The sequence below is a fragment of the Ferruginibacter albus genome (genome assembly GCF_020042285.1).
GTDB classification, from domain to species: domain Bacteria; phylum Bacteroidota; class Bacteroidia; order Chitinophagales; family Chitinophagaceae; genus Ferruginibacter; species Ferruginibacter albus.
Genome location: NZ_CP083388.1, coordinates 2728913 through 2748914, shown reverse-complemented (window position 1 = coordinate 2748914; position 20002 = coordinate 2728913). Strand labels below are relative to the sequence as shown.

The following is a 20002-nucleotide window of genomic DNA, read 5'->3' as shown; positions in this document are numbered from 1 at the left end:
ATTTTATGAGGATGGCATGAGAAGGTTTGCACTTAAGATAGGGGTGGCAATAACCGGATTGTCGCTCTCGTACAAAAGTAATAAAACCCTATTCATACTATGCACATATCATTTGCATAAACTTTTTCTTTTTGGATATACTTAGATTTTTTTTAAGCTAGCTAGCTATTCAACATTAGGCAGGTAAAGAGACTATAAATATTTCATATAATCTCTGTTAATTACTTCATTAACTATACCTTCAAAAATATTTATAATATCATTATTTGTTATATCCGAATCAAAATTTCCTGAATGGGGATCATGCTGCAATTTTGCTTCTGAAAAATATGAATAAGCGCTGTCGTAAACATTTCCAGCTCTCCACTTTAGGCAAATTCGAAATCTAATATTTTTATACTTTATAATTGGCCAATCAAAATCTGACAAATTAATACGTCCCACTCCGTCTGAATACTTATTGTAGGAAAAGTAAAGATCTATTCCGTTTTGTTTTAGTATATGATTTTGTAATAAAATAAAACTTGCGATTTCAAATAAATTTTTGTCTTTCTCATTGTCTTTCTCTCTTTTTAAATTTTCTAACGCTGATTTAAATCTATCTAAATCGCCATATACAATTGACATTAATTTTATGAAATAAATAATTTTTACATCTGTCGATAATGTTACAAAGTCTGAATTGAAATTGGCAAATCTCGGAGAAAAAGGCTGCCATGTTTTGAAACTGTTTGTCCTGTCTGTCTCAAAAGTGGGGAAATTTAATTCAAAACGACATTTAATAAGTTTTCTAACAGAAAGTCCTGCCCTAACTAATTTTTTTAATAAAAAATTTTGAAAGGCTTTTTCTTCTTTTGTTTCAGCTATTTCGATTGAATCAATATAATTTTCTACAGCATCGTCATTGCTAAATTTAAAAATATCTGTGGAATAAAATTTATCGATATAACCATCAAAATCTACATTGTTTCCATATTTATGATAAAAAATATTTTTTATATTATCAATGTCACAAACTAAAATAATATAATCAAAATGAAATTTATTTTCAGCTCCAAAGTGATTATTGTGTGCTGAAAGTATATTTAAAATACGGAAAATGTGTTCTGGGTCAATCCTATCTAAATCGTCAATTACTAAGACATTTTTTTTTCCGTCTGTTTTTATTTCATCTAATAATATATTTATCGCCTTTGTAACATAATTATATTCATATATGCTTCCTATTTTATTTTCACTTTCACTTGCATAATTGAAGACTTCTTGGCTTAATGTTTTAGATTCTTTTTGTTGATTTTTCTCATACTCCTTTGAGATTTTTTTTAATTCGTTTAGTAAACTGACAGGAACTTCAAGAGTAGGATTTAATTTCGAAAGAAACTTTATTAAGAACTTGTAAATTAAATAGGGTTTATTTTCGAAGAATAAAGATGTTTTTTGAGCTTTGGTATCTTTTTTAATTTCTTTTAATTCTATCTTATTGGTAAGAAATAATTCTTTTAGTATATCTGCTTTTATTAATTCAAAAATATCTTCATTATTGCTAATTACATAATTTACGGGGAATAGCGTAATATTATTAAATTTCTCTTTCCTTTCTTTAAAAAACTTATCTACAAAGTAGGTTTTTCCAAACCCAAATTTCCCTGATACTATTACCCTAAAATTTTTTTCTATTTGTAGGTGGTTTTCAAATCTTCTTGATACTTCACTAATGCCTATATCTTTCATTTGTTAAGTTTGCAACAAAAATACTTAGAATTAGAATGAGCATCGTTGAACACTTATGAAACTCTTCAACTCCAATAAAATGAAAAGAAAGCTTTCAATTTTTGAAAGCCTTCTTGGGTTTTTTATAGAAATTCTCTTCTTCCCAACAACGCCTCCATTACGGACATTACGTTAAGTATTCGAGCTGCTTTGTATATTTAGTAAATGTCTCCATTTTATAAATACAATGTCATTAACCTCCTTTGACATACATCATCCTAAATCTTTCCAATTGTCCTAAAAGGCTTTCAATCTTCTTCACAATTCTGCACATTTTAATTTACTTGCCTAAGCATTCCTAATCACCTATATCCGTTGTAAAAGCCTTCCTTATTTTATAAAAGATCAAGCTATTTGAAAGTAATTATACCATTCTCAATGATTGGTTGTGAAGACTGGATGCTGTAGGGTAAATTCTTAATGCGTCAGTGTGCAATCCGGGTTAATAGGTGTGTGTGCTCTGTCTTCCAGCATTTACACAAAATCATTGGGGAAAAACGCTGAAGCATTAAATATTTAAACCAGGGCAGCGGACGTTCAGTTGCAGTCATTGAGGAGCAACGAAAATAGTCTGAGCATCAATACTTCAGCCTCCGGCATAAATGTATAGTCATTCGGGGCGTACGCTTCGGCTCAGAGGATGACCAATTAATCGTCGGTAGTTTAAACTGTATTTATAATCACTAAATAAAAATAACATGGCAAAGAAATCCTATCTGCCCAAAGCAGACCTTGAGAAAAGCAATTGGCTTAAAAATTTTTCGGCAAAGTTGAACAGCTAATGCTGAAAAGTACCGTATTACTACCGAAGAAATTTCGGAAATGATGGCAGGCGCTGCCTATTACAATTACTGGATAGATTATCGCAATCAGTACATCGATTACAGCTTAAAACTTACACAGTTTAAAAATCAATTAATAGATGGTGTAGAAGATGGTGCTGTTGCCAGTGTAGAACCAACGCCTCCGAATATAGCCCCACCACCACCTTCCGTTGCACCAGGACTTTTTAAACGGGCAACTTCGATTGGTAATCGTATTAAAGACAGTCATACTTACACTGTTGCAGATGGAAATGACCTAGGTTTAGAAGGTGTTGAAGAAATAACAGATGTACACGAAATGAAACCTGCTTTGCAACTACGCCTTATAGCCGGCGGACAACCCGAAATAATTTGGAAAAAACAACGCATGGATGGTATCGAGATCTATGTAGATAGAGGTACGGGAAACTGGCAATTATTGGCATACGACACTTATCCAAACTATACGGATACAGCCCCTCTACCTGCTTTAGGTGCAAGCGCTGTCTGGAAATACAAAGCGATCTATCGTTATAATGATGTGCAGGCTGGTATGTGGAGTGATCCGGCAAGTATAACAGTTTCGGGTAATTGATTTTTGCATTTATAAAAGAAAAGGACTTCTGACAGCAGTCCTTTTCTTTTTAGTAAAATCTTCTAGCATTGTATCAATCAAGTTGCATACCTGCGCATACAACATTATTTATTAAGCGGTTGCCATGTCTGGTTACTTACGTTCATGTCCTCATTAGGGTTATACCCTGTATTATTCGTCATTATTACTTCTCCATTGCCACTCTTCCATGCATTGTTATAGTTTGCCGGCAGTTCGTACACATCACCATCGGGGTCTTTATAATTTTCGGTACCGCGTATGTATTGGTCAAATGCATCCGTGCTGCTGCCCGTACTGCCTGTACTGCTGTGGGTGGCATATTGTTTATCAATGTTTGCCAAAAATGCATCGCTATTGCGGCTGATATTTTGGCTTATGGCTGCTATCGTTCGCTGGTTGGCGTAAAATTGATTAGTTAACATTTTTGTTACCTGTAATTGCACTTCTACGAATTGCTTGCTGGGCCGGATCGATCTGTAAACGGCATCAACCAACATTTCATTTTCTTTTTCATGCGGATCATTTTTTATAAAGGTGATCATAGGGGTTATGCTCCATGAAGCATACCCCGCAGTTTTATTGACCATGCCATTCACATTACCTGAAACAAACGCTTTCCATTCTTCGCCGTTTTTATTGAATGTGCCGGTAATGATAATATTATCGCTGAAAAAAGCTGCCTGTGGGTTATTACGTACGGCTGCAACATCTGCAGGATTGGTGCTGGCAGGCACCGGTGTAACTTTTGTATCGGCTATTTTAAAACCGGCCGGTAATAATCGTTGTGCCGTTACTTCGTTCAGTAAAGCTGTCTTTGTATCGGGCGGAAGCTGGCTTTGCACATAACACCCCATGTATTTGGAGCCCGGGCGAAAGCCGCTCATATAAAGCATTTGCGTACCAAGCATAAACGCCTTCATTGGATATATATGTTGCAGAACAGTATTGTCTGCATTGCTTACCTGCATTTCTCCTCTTGCAGGAAAATTAGCGCTCGAAAAATCCCAGGATATATTTCCCGAATACGTCCATCCCTCGGGCAGCATAAACAAAAAGGCGGTGCCTTTTGTCACCTGCTCATCGGTAATGCCCGACAGTTTCATTTTGAGAAAACCCTTGCCGTCTGCTGCTGTAGTAGTGGTATCACTAACAGGAACGGTGTTGTCTTTTTTCTGCTGCGAGCCTGAACAGGCATACAGGTTAATTAAAATAATAAATACAACTGCTTTAAAAATAAGTTGACCGTTAAACATAATGAACTGTATTTATAATAAAGAGGTACAATATTATTTTAACAGGATGGTATTAAAAATGAAACAAAATAGGTATCAGTATTTATAAAGTTAAAAAATATAATAAACAAAGTTTAATAAAATGCCATGCAGGTCCTTCTTCCATGCTACTCACGGTTACCTGATCTCCAAAGCTATTTTTCCATATGCGCCTTTAGCATCCATTACTTCCAGGTAATAAACTCCTGCAGACAGCTGTTTGCTTAAAGGAACATCCAGCTTTGTATTGGTTGCTGTACAATTGAGCGCATTGGTTTGTATGAGCTGACCGATCGGTGTGTATACATTAAGTGTATACTGCCCGGCTGTACTATTGCTAAACAGTAATTCAATGGAACCATTGATCACAGGATTATGCGCAACAGAAATAGTAGCCGTAACTGCCGCTGCAAAATTTACTTTTACTACCTGGCTGTTTTGTGTAGTGCCATCAAGGTCCACACTTATTATTCTATAATAGCTGTCGCCTGTTATGGAAGCATCGTCTGTCCAATTGTAGCTGGTGGTTGAACTGTTCGTATTTGCATTTACTATGGCAGCCTGGCTGAAATTTTTTCCATCAGCCGATCTTTCAACTATGTATTCTTTGATATTGGTTTGATTTTCCACATTCCATTGAACCGCTGCTTTATTTTGTTGCTTACCGGCTTTAACGCTGGTGAATGTAACGGGTAAAGCATTGTCGCCATTGAATATGATCTGGAACCGGTTAGCAGCCTGGGAACTTGAATTGGAATCGATACTGAAATTAATGGTAACAGGCCCTGTATAGGAAAGCGGTGTTTTAGTGCCGGTATAATTATCCAATAAATAAGCTGAAAAATCGGAAGCAGTAAAATTATCACTGGAAACAGAAAGCTGGTAATTTCTTTTGGTAGTATTTGCCAGGTTAAGCAATAGCGTATCATTGGCAACAGCAGGCGCTCTTCTTTCAATTGCCAGCTTTTTTCCTTGCTCTACAAAGCTTATGCTTTCATTTACATTCGCCAGTTTTACAGCGTCTGCTACAGTGATGGTGTTTGTAAATTTAGTGCTGAACTGTGCCATTGTTCCATCTGCTAAAATTATTGAGCTGTCATCATTCAATAAATTCAATACGATATGAATAGATTGTGTTACAGATGCAGGTCTGAATACTAATTTATTGTTGATGGTTGATTTGCTGTTTTCATTGATTAGTACAGAAGCATTGCCAGCAGACAGCGTCTGTACAAAAAATGCCTGACCGGATTGTATCTCTTTTCCCTGGTGGCTGCCTAATACAGAAGAGTTGAATACACCGTCTTCATCAATATCATCCAGTAAAACATAAGCCCCTACCAGGTTCAATGTAGGATCCCATACATAAAAACGTTTTGCAACATTGGTTAAAGAAACATTATTGAAATCTATCGGTGATGCATACGGATTACCAATTAAAGTAAAACCGCCGGCGGTAGCCGAAGCTGTAAATGTTTGATTGCCCGTTTGCAAACGACCGGCTGCACTAAGCACAGTGCTGTTAACAGGTGTGTGCCCAAAATTTGGATTATTGGTTGTTGCAGGATCACGGTCGCCACGAATAAATATAAAATAACCGGCGTTGTCCGCATTGCCGGTGTTACCCGGTGAAATACTTGTTTTGGTATTTGTAACTGTTGTCAATGATTGCGATGCGAGATTAAATGCTTTTAAAGAAACGCTGTTACTGGGGCTTGCATCCAATCCGTTAGCTACACCCGGCGATGCACCTGTAATTAATGTTCCTTTCCCCGGTGTATAAACTCCTCCGTTTTGCCATGAATTGAATATCGTGGTAGAGGCGGTTACGGGAGCTGTTAATAATCTCCAGGCTCTGTGTGCAGGAAGGTAACGTTGTACAATGAATTTTCCGCCGCCGCTGTATGCAAATGCGCCGCTTACCGGTGCCACCCTGGCGGTATTGGAAGAATCAGATTGTAACGTAATGTTTTTATCAGCCAGGTCAAGTGTTCCTGCTGTTGAGGTAAGCGTTCCCGTTAGTGTAAAGGATTTATTGATAGTTACGCCTGCGGGATTGTTGATGATAAGGTTGTTCATCGCGGATACAGTAGCATTGCTATCCGGGAAACGTTGAACAGCCGTTCCTTTTAAAATGATGCTGCCATTGTTGGACAATGTTCCCTGGTCATTGATCTGCCCGGTTATTGCAAAGCTGCCTGCAGCAATTATAGATAATGAGGCGTTGGAGGCAATAGTGATGTTGCGAACGCTGTCTACGCTGCTTACAACGGGGTAATTCAATAATCCTGAAGATATTGTTGCGTCTGTTGTTGCAGTAGGCATTCCTCCACACCAGTTGGAAGCATCGTTCCAGTCTGTGCTAACAGCGCCTGTCCAGATGCCTGTGTTTACAGTGATTACAGCGCTGTCTTTTAGATCGCTTGTTTTGGAAGTACAGGTGCTGTCACTCATGGTGGCGATGGTATATGTGGTATTGGCAGAAGGCGATTCTACAACAGTGATGGTAGGGGCAGTTCCGCTAAAAGCATCTCCATTGTTTAATGTTCCGTCAATAGTGCCTGTGCCTGTTACGGTTAATGTGATGGTAGCATTACTTCCGTTACAAATAGAAGCGGTGCCGCTTATTGTAGCTGTAGGTGTTGCATTCAACGATACAACAGTGCTCGCAGAATCTGAGCAACCGAATATATCGGTTACTTTGATGGTATAGCTTCCTGCTGTAGAAATTGCAATGCCCGGGTTTTGGGTAGTGGCAATTACAGCATGAGAAGGATTTGTCCATTGATAAGTTGGATTTTCAGCATCATCTGCATCAACGGTAAAGCTTATCGTACTTCCCGAACAAACAGGAGAGCTGTTATCCGCAGTAACCGAAAACCCGGTATAATTAAATTCATACGCTCCAAGGTCGGGGTTGGTTGTATTGCGACTGTTGTCGTTGATATCTGTATTAATAACAGGATTTGTTATAGCGATACCGGTATTGCTTAGCGAACAGTTCGTAGTGCTGTCCGGTTGCAGGTCATAGGTAGCGCTAACAAAACTTACATTACGATTTACGGAATTGGCGTCGCCGCCTGAATTGGTTTGCCATTGTGCAAAGCTGTTATTCACTCCGCTTCCCCATTCTGCAATGTTGCCGGCATTATTGCTATATAGATCGTTATAATTTGAACCGGATGCACTCCACGAAGAAGCTGCCGGTGAAGTAATATTGCTGATGGCATATTGTTTACCGGTACCATTTCTTTTGTTTACAAGAACATTGTTTCGCAACGTAACTGTACCCGCTACAGAACGAATAAAGGCAGCGGAGCGTTGAGCCGTTCCGGTTGCGTTACCGCTGATACGGATGGTATTGTGATAATAATTCCAATTGTTGGAGGTGGCATGGTTTACTCCATATAGTTTAACGCCATTGCTGTTTGTTGCATTGTCAATATTAGAAGTATTGGCAAGATTTATAACGTTATTATATGCAGTGAAAGAACCGTCAAACGCAGTTATACCGCAAATGCCCGGTGCACTTCCTGTGGATGTATTGGAAAGATTAGCGAGGCGGTTCTTGTAAATGGTTCCGGATGCTGTTGCAGTAATACCCATACCTACAACACTTGTATTTAAAGCTGATATGGTGGTTGAATACAATCCTGAAATAATATTATTAGAGATAACCTGGTTTGCCGCAGTTGCTTCATTTAATATACCAATAATGGTTGCGGTAGCCGGTGATGAAAGTTCGATCGATGAAACCGTTTTGGTAGATGGAGTAGATAATGTAGTAATGGTATTGCCTGAAATAGTATGTGTATAAGCACCTGCTACATCAATACCTATCAATTGTGCATTGTTGCCTATTGAAGCCAAGGTGATGCTGTTGATTATATTATTGGTAATGGCAGATGTACTGGCAGAAACAATTCCTGCATACATGGTAGAGCCGACATTTGAATTGTTGACGCTGTTGATATTTTGAATAGTATCGCTACTGATCGTTACCGCAGCGCCTGAAGAAGCACCGTTATAAATTCCTGTGAAGCTTCCGGAAGAAGTAGTGCTTAGGTTGCTTATGTTTTCAATAGCATTACTGTTAACTTGTACAGTAGAGCTAACGGCACTTCCTAATACAATGCCTGTTAAGGAAGTTGCAGCAGCCGTTGATGTTGATAGAACACGGATGCTGTTCAATTTGGTAGTGCTGCCGATGGTATTGTTGTTTATTTCTGAAGGAGCAGCAGCTGCATTCACATAAATTCCCTGGAAAGCCGATGCAGCAGGAGAGGTGCCGGTATTGCTGATATCAACGCCGGTAACCTGGTTGCCATCGATCGATCCGTTATTGCTTTGGCAATTGATACCTCTTATAAAGGACGTATTCGTTGCAGCCGTTGTTGAAGTAGCGACCGTAATGGAACCGTTTTGAGTTAAAGAGCCGATCCTGTTGCCATCGCCATCTGCCGTACCGCCAATATTAATTCCGGAACCATAGGTTTCAATACCCGTAAAGATGCCGGTGCCCGCTGCAGTTGGAATTGTTGATAAAGAGATCTTCTTTATGATGTTCCCTTTTATGTATGAAGCAGGAGAAGCATTGTTTGTTGTAAGTGATATGCCGGTATAAGAAATGCTTCCTAACGTTGACGCATAGGTAGCGTTTGTGCCCGAAGCTAAAGCTGAATTTCCTCCTATATAATTATTCAATATGGAATAACCCGAGCCACCGGCGATCCGGATACCCTGCAATGCAGTGTTGGCTGCATAGTTAATGCTTCCACTTATCGTTCCATTGTAAAAGCTGTTATTGGAGATCGTCCATGCAGTAGAACCTGTTGCGGCAATATCGATCGCTCTTTGCTTATAATTATAAATAGTATTGTTGGAGATCGTGTTGGATGAATTTTCGTTTCCTGCAGTTCCCGATGAGTAAATTGCTACAGTGCCTGTGTTGCTGTTTATGGTTGCATTAACAGTACAGTTGTCAATTAAATTATTGCTATTGCCAACAGAACCGGTAGTGCCAAAAAGAATGACACCGTCCGTCGCATCGGCATAGGCTTCTGCATCGCAATACTTAATGGTGTTATTGGTAGCGCCATTGATAAAAGTAAAAGCTGTTCCTGTAGTACCGGATGTATTGGTATTTTTAAAGCTTAAATAACTGCCGCTTCCGCCATTGCTTCCATCAAATGTTACCCTGTCTGAGCCATCCAGTCTTATCAATCCAGTGGCTGCACTTCCCGAAACGGTTCTCATTGTGGCAGCATCCGGTTGTACGGTCAATGTATAATTACCTGTTCCTGATTCAACCCATTGATTTAAAGCGATCGTTCCATCTTCTGAAAGATCAGAAGTGATGGTAATAGTGGTGTTTCCTATCAGCCCTACGCTATTGATGGCTGCAAATAAGCCATCTGTTTTGGTCAGCGATTTAAAAACTTCTGTATTGCCGATATTGTAGGTGCCTGAGAAAGGAATATTGTAATTATTTACGGTGCCTGTTATCGGGAATGCAGAAGCTGTTAACGCAACACTTGCCGGGGTAACCGTGAACGTACCGGAATTAATGCCAACATTAGCCGTAGTGGCAATATCCTGCGCCACTACAAAATATTGAATAGCTCCAACAGTAGCAGATGAACCTCCGTATAGCAATGAATAATTTATAGTAAACGTATAAGGAGAAGAAGTGTTGGTAGCTTCTGTATATTTCCATCCGTTAGTGCTTGCCGTATTATCAACAAAAGTATTGGCATCGCTGTATCGTTTGTAATATATTCTTGGTTTTGTACCTGCATTGTTATTAACGCCGCTGCCATCTGTTATGGTTATTCCTGTAATGCTCCTGTTAACAGTAGAGGTTGTATTGCTTAAGGCAGTATAAGAAATAGAAGGAGGAGTGGTCTCAAGACCAAATATTTCATCAGCGCCAATATCCGGTGATGAAGATGATCCTACATATCCTGTATTGCCTGCACGGATCTGTCCGTCAACATCATCCGTAAAGCCTGTAACATTTGCACCACCACTTTCTATTTGTGTGGATAGGCTGTTGTTAATATGCAGAAATACTGAAGAGGAACCTGTAGTGCTTAAAAACTTGGAGCTTAGGTCTTCTGTTACAGAAGATGATTCTCTTGTAGAAACTCTGGTTTTATAAGCAGTTAATGCTTGATCGGAGTTAGTGCCATCGTAATAAATTAATTTATTAGTGGCAGGAGTTCCTGCATAGAAAAGATTATTGTTAGCGGTAGAAGCAAAGTTGGTTAAGGCTGCACTCGACCTGCGGTATGCCGCTGTAATACCTGTTCCTTTCGGAGTAGAGGTATTCATGACGATGTTATTACGCAAGTCAAGCGCAGCTGTTGTTGCAGTTGCAGAGGTGGTATGATAAATACCGGAAGAGCTGAAGTTGGTTCCGGTTGAAGTTGCATTTATATAAATTGTATTGTAGTAAACATTTACATTAGAGGTGGCAGTAGTGGATGTTACACTAATTCCCCTGATAACATCTGTTGTAGAATTGGCAGCACCGGCAGTCAGATTCCCAAGCAGGTTATTATAGATGTTTACAGTAGTTCCGCCGGATACCAATATGCCGTTCACGGTACTGGAAGCATTGGTTCCGCCTATATCATAGATTTTATTTTTGTAGATATTTTTTGTTGTACCGGCAGTAATGGCAATTGCCGAAACAGCCGATGCTCCTGTAGTTGAAAGGGCATTGATCGTATTTAAATAGATATTGTCATTTCCGGCTGCAGTAGCGATACCTGTAATAGCAGCACCACTGGTAATATTATTAATAGCGTTACCGGTTACAGCGTTACCCGTTGCCGTTATGTTTACCGAAAGGGCTGTAACCGAGCTCGTTCCTCCACTCCAGGTACTGAATGTATTGTTTTGAATGGTTTTTGTTCCTGCACCTGCATCTGTATTTATCCAGCCTGCAATAGCAGTTGCACCCGTAACCGTTATATTGGAAAAGTTATTGGTATTATTATTGATTACGGCTCCTGCAACGGAAGAAGCAGTGCTTGTAAATAAGGTTACCGTGCCGCCTGCCTTTTTAGTAAATGTTCCTGAAATGGAATTGTTGTTTACGTTTTGTGTTCCGGTAGCAGCAACGATCACATTGTCTGAAATAAATGTAATATTACCCGAAGTGTTAACATTAAGATTGGTGAATGTGTTTCCATTGATTGCTTGCGAAAGGGTTGCAGCACTGTTTAAAATATAGGTGTTATTTCCAGTTCCTGCAGTTGCATAATTGATGCCCTGGAACGTATTACTACTGATGGACAGTGCAGCAGCAGCAGTGCCGCCCGCATTATATATAAAGACCTGTGAGCCTGAGTTCGCTGCATTATAGGTAATTGCATTGGAAGTGCTCGTTCCAATAATATTACCGTTGATATTTATAGTTGAACTAACGGCTCCTGAATTGTAAATGGAATAATGTACACCGCTTACTGCAGTGGTAGCATTTCCATAAAATGAATTGTTGTTAATGGTAAGTGTTGCCGGCGTTGCTGCATTATATATTCCTACAAACAAGCCGGTTGTCAGGGCGCCTGTTATATTACCTGAAAATGTATTGCTATTGATAGCTATTGAGGAGGGAGTGCTTGCTGTATAAATACCATATAGTGCACCTGCGCCGGTTGCCGTGCTTGTGTCATTTGAAATAACATTACTGGTTATGGCAATGGATGAAGATGCAGCATTGCTGTATATACCATAGAAGACGCCCGCGGTAGCATTGTTAGCGTTGCCTGTTATTGTATTACCTGTTATTGTAATTACTGCAGGAGAAATAGCTGCATTATTAATACCGGTAAAAGTTCCGGAAGCAGTAGCGCTTTGATGACTGATATTTTGAATAATGTTTCCGCTTATCTGCAATGTTGAGTTTATTAGCGCACCTGCTGATATACCGATCAAAGCTGTGGTAGTAGCAGTTGAAGTGGATAATACACGAATGTTATTAGTGATCGCTCCGCTTCCTGTGCTTCCAATAATATTATTAGTTACCTGTGATGGAGGTGTTGCATTGTTTACAAGAATACCCGTAAAGGTAGATGGCGCAGGTGCTGTGCCAATATTGGTAATGTCAATACTGCTTACCTGGTTGCCGGTAACAGCACCACCTGTACTTAAACAGTTAATACCAATGATCAATGATTTTTTTGTAGCAGTAGTGGTAGAAGTAGTTACTGTTATAGAGGAATTGTTGGTATTGGATCCGATTGTATTGCCTTCTCCGCTATTAGCTCCGCCGATAGTAATACCTGAACCATTTGTTTCTATACCGATAAAAACGTTGGCAGCAGTAGTAGAGGTGGGTACAGCAGAAACTGATATGCCTGCGATTTTATTTCCTTTGATATAGGATGCCGCATTCGCACTGTTAGAGGTCAACAGAATTCCCTGGTATGACATTATTCCTAACGTGGATGAATACACTGCGTTTGATCCTGTTGCCATTGCAGCGCTTCCTCCTATATAATTATTTGAAATGGTATATCCTGATCCTCCCAATATTCTTATGCCATGCAATGTTGTAGAAGCCGCATAGCTGATGCTTCCGGTAACAGTTCCATTGTAAATGCTGTTGCCCGAAATGGTCCATGCAGTGGAACCTGCAGAAGTAATGTCCACAGCTCTGTCTCTGTAATTATAAATAGTATTATTGGAAATAGTGTTGGAGTTGTTTTCATTGCCGACAGTACCTGCTGAATAGATACAAACATTTCCAGTGTTACTGTTAACAGTAGCATTGATGTTGCAATTGCTGATGGTATTATCGCTGTTACCGCCTGCAACCGTTGATGTGCTGAAAAGAATTGTACCGTTTGTTGCATTGGCATACGCTTCGATATTACAATTGGTAATAGTATTGCCTGAAGCGCCATTGATAAATGTAAAGGCAGTTCCGGTTGTTCCGGCAGCATTGGTGTTTCTGAAAGTAAGATAGTTGTTGGCTGTGCCGTTGCTTCCATCAATTGTGATATTGCCGGCATTATTAAAACGTATCAACCCGTTCACTACATCTCCTGATATTGTTCTTAATGATGAAGCGTCCGGCTGAATGGTTAATGCGTAATTACCGGCACCTGTTTCATTCCATTTGTATAATGTATTGGCTCCGTCTTCTGAAAGATCGGAAGTAATATATACCGTAACATCACCCGATAAGCCTAAGCTGTTAATTGATGCAAACAAGCCGCCGACTTTAGTTAAAGAAGTAAAGGTTTGTCCTGTACCTACATAATAGGTGCCCGACATTGCAGCAGATTTTGTTCCGTCAAATTCATCCGCACCTATATCGGTAGCAGTTCCCGAACCGGCATAACCGGTATTGCCATAACGGGTTTGTCCATCTGCATCATCCGTATAATTCGTAATGCTGCTGCCACCGCTTTCTGCTAATGTGGCTTTAGATGCATCAAGATGAAGGAAATTGGAAGAAGCTCCATTAGTGCTTAAGAACTTTGATGATATATCTTCTGTAACTGTTTGTGCGTCTCTTGTTGCTACTCTTGTTTTGTACGATGCCAATGTTTGATCAGCATTGGTACCATCATAAAAGATCAATCTTGTACTCCCTGCAGAACCAGCGTACAATAAATTATTATTGGAAGCAGAAGCGTAATTGGTCAATAAGGAAGAAGATCTTCTTAAAGCAACGATCAGGCCTGTTCCGTTAGGAGTGGAGGTATTACAGATAATGTTATTTCTAAGATTTAATGCAGCAGTTGTAGCGGTAGCACTGGCAGCATGATAAATGCCTGTTGTTCCAAAATTTGTTCCGGTAGAGCTTGCATTAAGATAGATCGTGTTGTAATAAACATTAATAGTTGAATTAGCAGAAGCTGCTGTTATGCTAATACCTCTTATTGGGTCAGCTGCACTGGAAGCGGGAGTGCGAAGGTTTGCGATCTGGTTATTATAAACAGTGGCTGCAACAATTGAAGTACCTGAAATCAAAATGCCGTTAACTGTTCCACCGGTGATCGATGCCTGCAGATCGTATATTTTATTTTTGAACACTTTGTTGTTAGTGCCGCCGGGTATGGCGATACCTGTTACCACCGAAGCGCCGTTTGTTGTTAGTGAGTCAATACTATTCGAGTAGACATTATTGTTTCCTGTACTGGTAGATAATCCTGTAATAGCTCCCGAGCTGGTAATATTGCTGATCGTATTTCCTGTTATGGAGTTACCCGTTCCCGTTATATTTGCTGACATGCCTGTAACACTACCTGTTCCTCCCGACCAATTATAAAATGTATTATTCTGAATTGTCTTTGTTGACGCACCTGCATCGGTATTTACCCAGCCTGCTATTGTGGTGCCTCCTGTAACAGTTATGTTAGAGAAATTATTATTGTTATTGTTGATGACAGCGCCTGCTAAAGAGCTTGCTGTGCTGGTAAACAATGTTACCGTTCCCCCTGCAGCAGCTTTGGTGAATGTTCCTGTAATGGAATTGTTATTTACATTTTGTGTTCCTGCGCTTGAAACAATTACACCATTTGACAGGAATGTGATGCTTCCTGTAGTATTCACATTCAGATTAGTAAACGTATTGTTGTTAATTGCCTGCGAAAGTGTAGCAGCACTGTTGGAAATATAAGTGTTAGATCCTGTGCCTGCTACCGCGTAATTAATTCCCTGGAAATTATTATTGCTAATAGATAATGCAGCGGTAGTTCCTCCTTTGGTAACATATATACCTATCAAACTGCCCGAACTGGCTGCATTATAGGTAATGGCATTAGACGTATTTGTTCCGATATTATTATTGTTGATATTAATAGCTGTGGTTACGGTGCCGGTATTATAGATCGCATAATAAGGCCCGGATAAGCTTGTAGTAGTGCTTCCTGCAATAGTGTTGCTGTCTACCATAAGTCTTGTACACGAACCGCTATTATAAATACCTGAAAATACCCCTGTGGTTAATGCTGTAGTAGCGTTCCCAGTGACTGTATTGTTACTTATAAATACTGTTGCTGCGGCACCGGAATTATATATCCCATATAAAAAACCTGTTGTTACTGCACTGTTTGTGTTATTGGAAATAATATTATTAGTAACATTCAATACTGATGGTGTACCACTATTGTTAATACCATAAAAGCCACCGGTGGTAGCAGTTGTATAAGTGGAATTGGAGATCGTGTTATTGGCTATGGTAACTGTATTGCCTGCTGCGGTTGACCCGGAGGCGTTATCAATGCCGATAATATTTTGCGTAGTACCTCCTCCATTTACAGTAATAGTATTATTCGTTACTGTTACATTAGCGCTCTTAGCGGTATTAATGTAAATGCCGCGTAATGTATTTGGATGATTTGTTCCGGCACCGTTATTATTGTTGATTGAATTGTAGGAAACATTCAGATCGTATTGTGCTGAAGTGCGAATAGCTACAGCAGGATTAGTAGCGCCTGCTGCACCTCCATAATTAACAATGGTATTGCCTGTTGCAATTGAATTGCCGCCTACATCATTAAAATCATCAGCCAATGTAAAAGGAGAGGATGCTGCATATCCAATCAGAGAAATTCCCGTATTACAATTTTGAATGGTGTTCTTGTAAAATTTGTTATAAGAGTTAGTGCCATCAACAGTGGAAGGGCTTAATGCAGTGATGGCTGCAGCTGGTAAAGCGTTCATTACAATTATGCCTGCAGAGCCATCTGTCATTGGTGCTGTGCCTGTTGCGTTGTTAATGTTGCTTAAAGAGATCGTACAATTTTTAATAGTAACATATTGGCAACCGTTAGTAGTGCTTGCTTTGTACAAAGCATAACCATATTCCATCGTAGCCGGGTTGCCGGTATTGGCACTATTTTCTTTCAGATCAATTCCATTGATGGTTACATAATCTGAACCAACCAATCGCCAAATGCCATCCTGCACTGCGGTAGCAGGAGTTCCGACACCACCTGTATAAGAAGTCAGTAAAGGATTTGCTCCATTGGCAACAGGGTCTTTTTGAAATACGATTGGATTAGCGGAAGTACCCGTTGCCGTTAGTGAAATGGTGGCAGAAATAGTTTCCGTATAGTTAGCTGCGATGTTGAAAGTAACACCACCTGAACCAACGCCGGAAGTATTTAATGCTGTAACAGCAGCTGAAATAGTTGCGTAATCGCCCGGAATTGTTTTTGTTCCGTTGATTTGAGCAATAGCAGTAAGGTTAATGAACAATATGCAAAAAGCAATAGCATTGCCTTTGGCATAGGGATTTTGGAATTTCATGTTTTTAGGAAAATTGGATAGCACCCTAACGGGGCTTTCAAGTTTTATATTGCTGTTAAAGCTAACTATTATGAGATTTATTGATATATATCAATTTTAACAGTAAATCAATGTGTTATATCCCAACATTAGTGGGTTTAGGATTAGAGATTTATAAATTGAAGTAATTCAATTTATAAAATAGAAAATAAATTTTAGCGCAAGATTTTACTAATAATTAAGTTGTTTGAATGAAGCAAGAGTAGATTTGCCTCTATTCGAGTCCGTATGAAGTAAAATAAGAGCTTCTCCTTATTGTAGTGAAATTATAATAAAATAAGATTATCAAATAATAGCCATGCCGACTATTATACTAAGTTGTTCTTCTTTAAAGAAGACTACATTATTTCATTCTTTTCCCGATCATTTTGTTTGTTGCAATAGCTGCACTTTATTCCTTAATTCTTCCAGCTCTTTATCTTTAGCCGATTCATCGGTATCAATGCTTTTTTGTATCTGCTCTGTTACATTGGTCTTTGCATCATTGAACTCTTTTACACCTTTTCCAAGTCCTCTCATTAATTCAGGGATCTTTTTTCCTCCAAATAATAATAATACTACAAACGCGATCATTATTAAATGTTCCGGTGCAAATATGGAAAGAGGGATCAATAAAAAATTTGAAACTATCATAAAATGTTTTTTTAATGAATAATAATTGAGTTACGATAAAATAAACCTGTTGGATTTAAAACCAATAAAACAATTAAACCGTAACTCAGGTATGTTAGCAACGGAAACATCACATAGAAAATCATTCTTCAGCAGCTTTCGCAAGCAAACACCTGCTGCTGATACGATGAATTTCTGGGAGCATATCGAAGCTTTTCGCTGGCATATTATCCGTTCTATTATCGCTTGTTTAACGGCAAGCACTATAATATTCATTTATATCGATTGGGTATATGATCATTTAATATTGGCACCTGCACGATATGATTTTTATACGTATGGTGCCTTATGCAACTTAGGACAGGCATTGCATTTAGGTAATACATTGTGCATGCCTTCTATGAATATTGATCTGCAGGTGAATACAGTTAATGGTACATTCAGTTCAGCATTAAATATAGCCGTGATGGGGGGAATAATTTGCGCATTCCCTTATATCTGCTGGGAACTGTGGCGCTTTATTAAGCCGGCTCTTTCTCTCAAACAGAAAAAAATGGGAACGGCTGCTATTTTTTGGATATCGCTGTGTTTCTTTCTGGGTGGGCTTTTCGGATATTATTTATTAGCACCGTTTACATTTAATTTTTTATCCAACTATAGTTTGGGTAAGACTGGCATGGTATTCTATCGTCCATCCATAAACGATTATGTAGGTACGCTTACCAATTTAATATTAGGGTGTGGACTTGCATTTGAATTGCCGGTACTAACTGTTGTTCTCACCAGGATCGGTATCATTAACGGTAAATTATTAAGATCGTATTCAAAGTTTGCTATTGTGATCATTATTGCAGTTGCTGCTATTATTACGCCTTCACCCGATTGGATAAGTCAGTTAATTGTTTCTATTCCACTTTTTATTTTATATGGAATAAGTATTCTATTGGCTTCCCGTGTTGAAAGAAAACGGTCGGCAGAAGTATAAAATATTTCCCTTCTTTAAAACCTATAACGATTGAATTGATTCGGTCTAACGAAGTCAATTGGTGTACCCGCTAAAAAAATCATTTTTCAAAAACTAAAAAATATAACAATGAAAGAAAATCGGAACAGAGATGAAGTGGGTATTATTAATGAAACACTTTCTACCTCTTTAAATAGAAAAAACTTTCTCAAGTATTCAGCCTTTACTGCAACTGCATTGGTAATAGGATTGGAAGCTTGCAGCAAAGACGATAACAACACACCGGCAAATGCCATTGATGTTGGCAGCGGTGATATCGGCATTTTAAACTTTGCTTACGCATTGGAACAATTGGAAGCTGCTTTTTATGTAAAAGTGAATGCTTCTTTTTATTCCGGTATTACCAATGAAGAAAAACAAATTTTATCAGACATCATGGGGCATGAAGTAGCACACCGTGATTTTTTTAAGGCAGCTTTGGGTGCCAATGCTATTCCTGCATTAACAGTTGATTTTTCTTCTGTGAATTTTAACAACAGGGCAAGTGTATTAGGTACCGCTAAAGCTTTGGAAGATACCGGTGTATCTGCCTATAACGGCGCGGGACAATACATTGCTTCTGCAGCTTATTTAACGCTGGCCGGTAAGATCGTTTCGGTAGAAGCAAGACATGCAGCAGCTATCAGGGATCTGTTGAATCCAAAATCGGCAGACTTTGCAGGTGATGATGTAGTGGCAGCTTCAACAGGCTTGGATTTTTCCAGGACACCGAATGCAGGCAACCCCAGCATTGTTGCTACTGCCAATACTTTTCTTACAACAAAAATTTCAGCTACTAAACTTCCTTAAAAAATTAAATGTATGAAAGCGATAAAACTATTTGAAGAAATTCATAACGAAATAACTGATGAAGGACTATCACGTCGTGATGCCTTATCAAAAGGATTGGATTTTGGAATCAAAGCAGCCATCAGTGCCATTCCATTATTATTTTTTGAACTAAAGACCAATAAGGCAAAAGCAGCGCCAACAGGCATTACTGATGTAGTAACAGATGTGTTGAACTTTGCACTTACATTAGAATACCTGGAAGCAGAGTTTTATACCACAGGCTTGGGTACATCCAACCTTATTCCCGGTAGTGACCGAACGCTTATTCAACAAATAAGTAAACACGAAACGGCACATGTTGCTTTATTGCAATCTACCATTACATCTTTAAACGGTACACCTGTTGCAAAACCAACATTTGATTTTACAGCCGGAGGAACTTTTGGAGATGTGTTCACCAATTATCAAACTTTTTTGGCACTATCCAATGCATTTGAAGATACAGGGGTTAGAGCCTACAAAGGTCAGGCGGCAAACCTGTTGGGAAGTGGCGCTGTATTAACAGCGGCATTGGATATACATTCCGTAGAAGCAAGACATGCTTCTGAAATTAGAAGACTGAGAGGCTTAAAAGGATGGATATCGAATGCAGAAGCCAATGGGTTACCTGCTGCTATTTATGCGGGTGAAGATAATACAATGCAAGGCGGAGTAGATGTAAAAACATTGACTACTTCTTCTGCAACCAGTATTACGGAGGCGTTTGATGAGCCTTTGACCAAAGATGAAGTGTTGGCAATTGCAGGTCCATTTATTAAATAGT

Annotated in this window: 8 protein-coding genes; 4 read left to right on the top strand and 4 right to left on the bottom strand. The window is 39.1% G+C overall.

All coding sequences use genetic code 11. From position 1 onward, the window contains the following. Positions 1-192 precede the first annotated feature (192 nt). The gene (locus K9M53_RS11840) at positions 193-1731 is read right to left on the bottom strand and encodes a P-loop NTPase fold protein (protein WP_224015119.1); all 1539 of its coding nucleotides are present in this window, start codon (positions 1729-1731) and stop codon (positions 193-195) included. Between the two features lie 861 nt (positions 1732-2592). On the opposite strand from K9M53_RS11840, the gene K9M53_RS11835 reads away from it, so the two are divergent. Next, complete coding sequence (locus K9M53_RS11835; protein WP_224015118.1) at positions 2593-3168, top strand: hypothetical protein; 576 nt, start codon at positions 2593-2595, stop codon at positions 3166-3168. A gap of 104 nt (positions 3169-3272) precedes the next feature. Here K9M53_RS11835 and K9M53_RS11830 read toward each other — a convergent pair whose 3' ends face one another. The 3 genes from K9M53_RS11830 to K9M53_RS11820 form a co-directional block, all read right to left on the bottom strand. Continuing rightward, positions 3273-4442, bottom strand: coding sequence for a hypothetical protein (locus K9M53_RS11830; RefSeq protein WP_224015116.1), 1170 nt, complete (start codon positions 4440-4442; stop codon positions 3273-3275). Between the two features lie 156 nt (positions 4443-4598). Continuing rightward, a complete protein-coding gene (locus K9M53_RS11825) occupies positions 4599-16733 on the bottom strand; it encodes a hypothetical protein (RefSeq protein ID WP_224015114.1) in 12135 nt (4044 codons plus the stop codon). Positions 16734-17135: 402 nt separating this feature from the next. After that, positions 17136-17405 (bottom strand): Sec-independent protein translocase subunit TatA/TatB, encoded by a 270-nt coding sequence (locus tag K9M53_RS11820; protein WP_224015112.1) that lies wholly within the window; start codon positions 17403-17405, stop codon positions 17136-17138. A 91-nt stretch (positions 17406-17496) separates the two neighbouring features. Between K9M53_RS11820 and tatC the strand changes: the two genes are divergently transcribed. From tatC to K9M53_RS11805, 3 genes are all read left to right on the top strand, one after another. Next, the gene (gene tatC, locus K9M53_RS11815; protein ID WP_224015110.1) at positions 17497-18369 is read left to right on the top strand and encodes a twin-arginine translocase subunit TatC; all 873 of its coding nucleotides are present in this window, start codon (positions 17497-17499) and stop codon (positions 18367-18369) included. A gap of 108 nt (positions 18370-18477) precedes the next feature. After that, on the top strand, positions 18478-19197 hold the full coding sequence (locus tag K9M53_RS11810) for a ferritin-like domain-containing protein (RefSeq protein ID WP_224015108.1): 720 nt from the start codon (positions 18478-18480) through the stop codon (positions 19195-19197). A 12-nt stretch (positions 19198-19209) separates the two neighbouring features. Then, positions 19210-20001 (top strand): ferritin-like domain-containing protein, encoded by a 792-nt coding sequence (locus tag K9M53_RS11805; RefSeq protein ID WP_224015106.1) that lies wholly within the window; start codon positions 19210-19212, stop codon positions 19999-20001. The last annotated feature ends 1 nt before the right edge of the window (position 20002 follow it).

Coding starts and splice junctions, on each gene's coding strand:
- K9M53_RS11840 (WP_224015119.1), bottom strand. CDS start 1,731: ATGAAAGATATAGGCATTAGTGAAGTATCAAGAAGATTTGAAAACCAC.
- K9M53_RS11835 (WP_224015118.1), top strand. CDS start 2,593: ATGATGGCAGGCGCTGCCTATTACAATTACTGGATAGATTATCGCAAT.
- K9M53_RS11830 (WP_224015116.1), bottom strand. CDS start 4,442: ATGTTTAACGGTCAACTTATTTTTAAAGCAGTTGTATTTATTATTTTA.
- K9M53_RS11825 (WP_224015114.1), bottom strand. CDS start 16,733: ATGAAATTCCAAAATCCCTATGCCAAAGGCAATGCTATTGCTTTTTGC.
- K9M53_RS11820 (WP_224015112.1), bottom strand. CDS start 17,405: ATGATAGTTTCAAATTTTTTATTGATCCCTCTTTCCATATTTGCACCG.
- tatC (WP_224015110.1), top strand. CDS start 17,497: ATGTTAGCAACGGAAACATCACATAGAAAATCATTCTTCAGCAGCTTT.
- K9M53_RS11810 (WP_224015108.1), top strand. CDS start 18,478: ATGAAAGAAAATCGGAACAGAGATGAAGTGGGTATTATTAATGAAACA.
- K9M53_RS11805 (WP_224015106.1), top strand. CDS start 19,210: ATGAAAGCGATAAAACTATTTGAAGAAATTCATAACGAAATAACTGAT.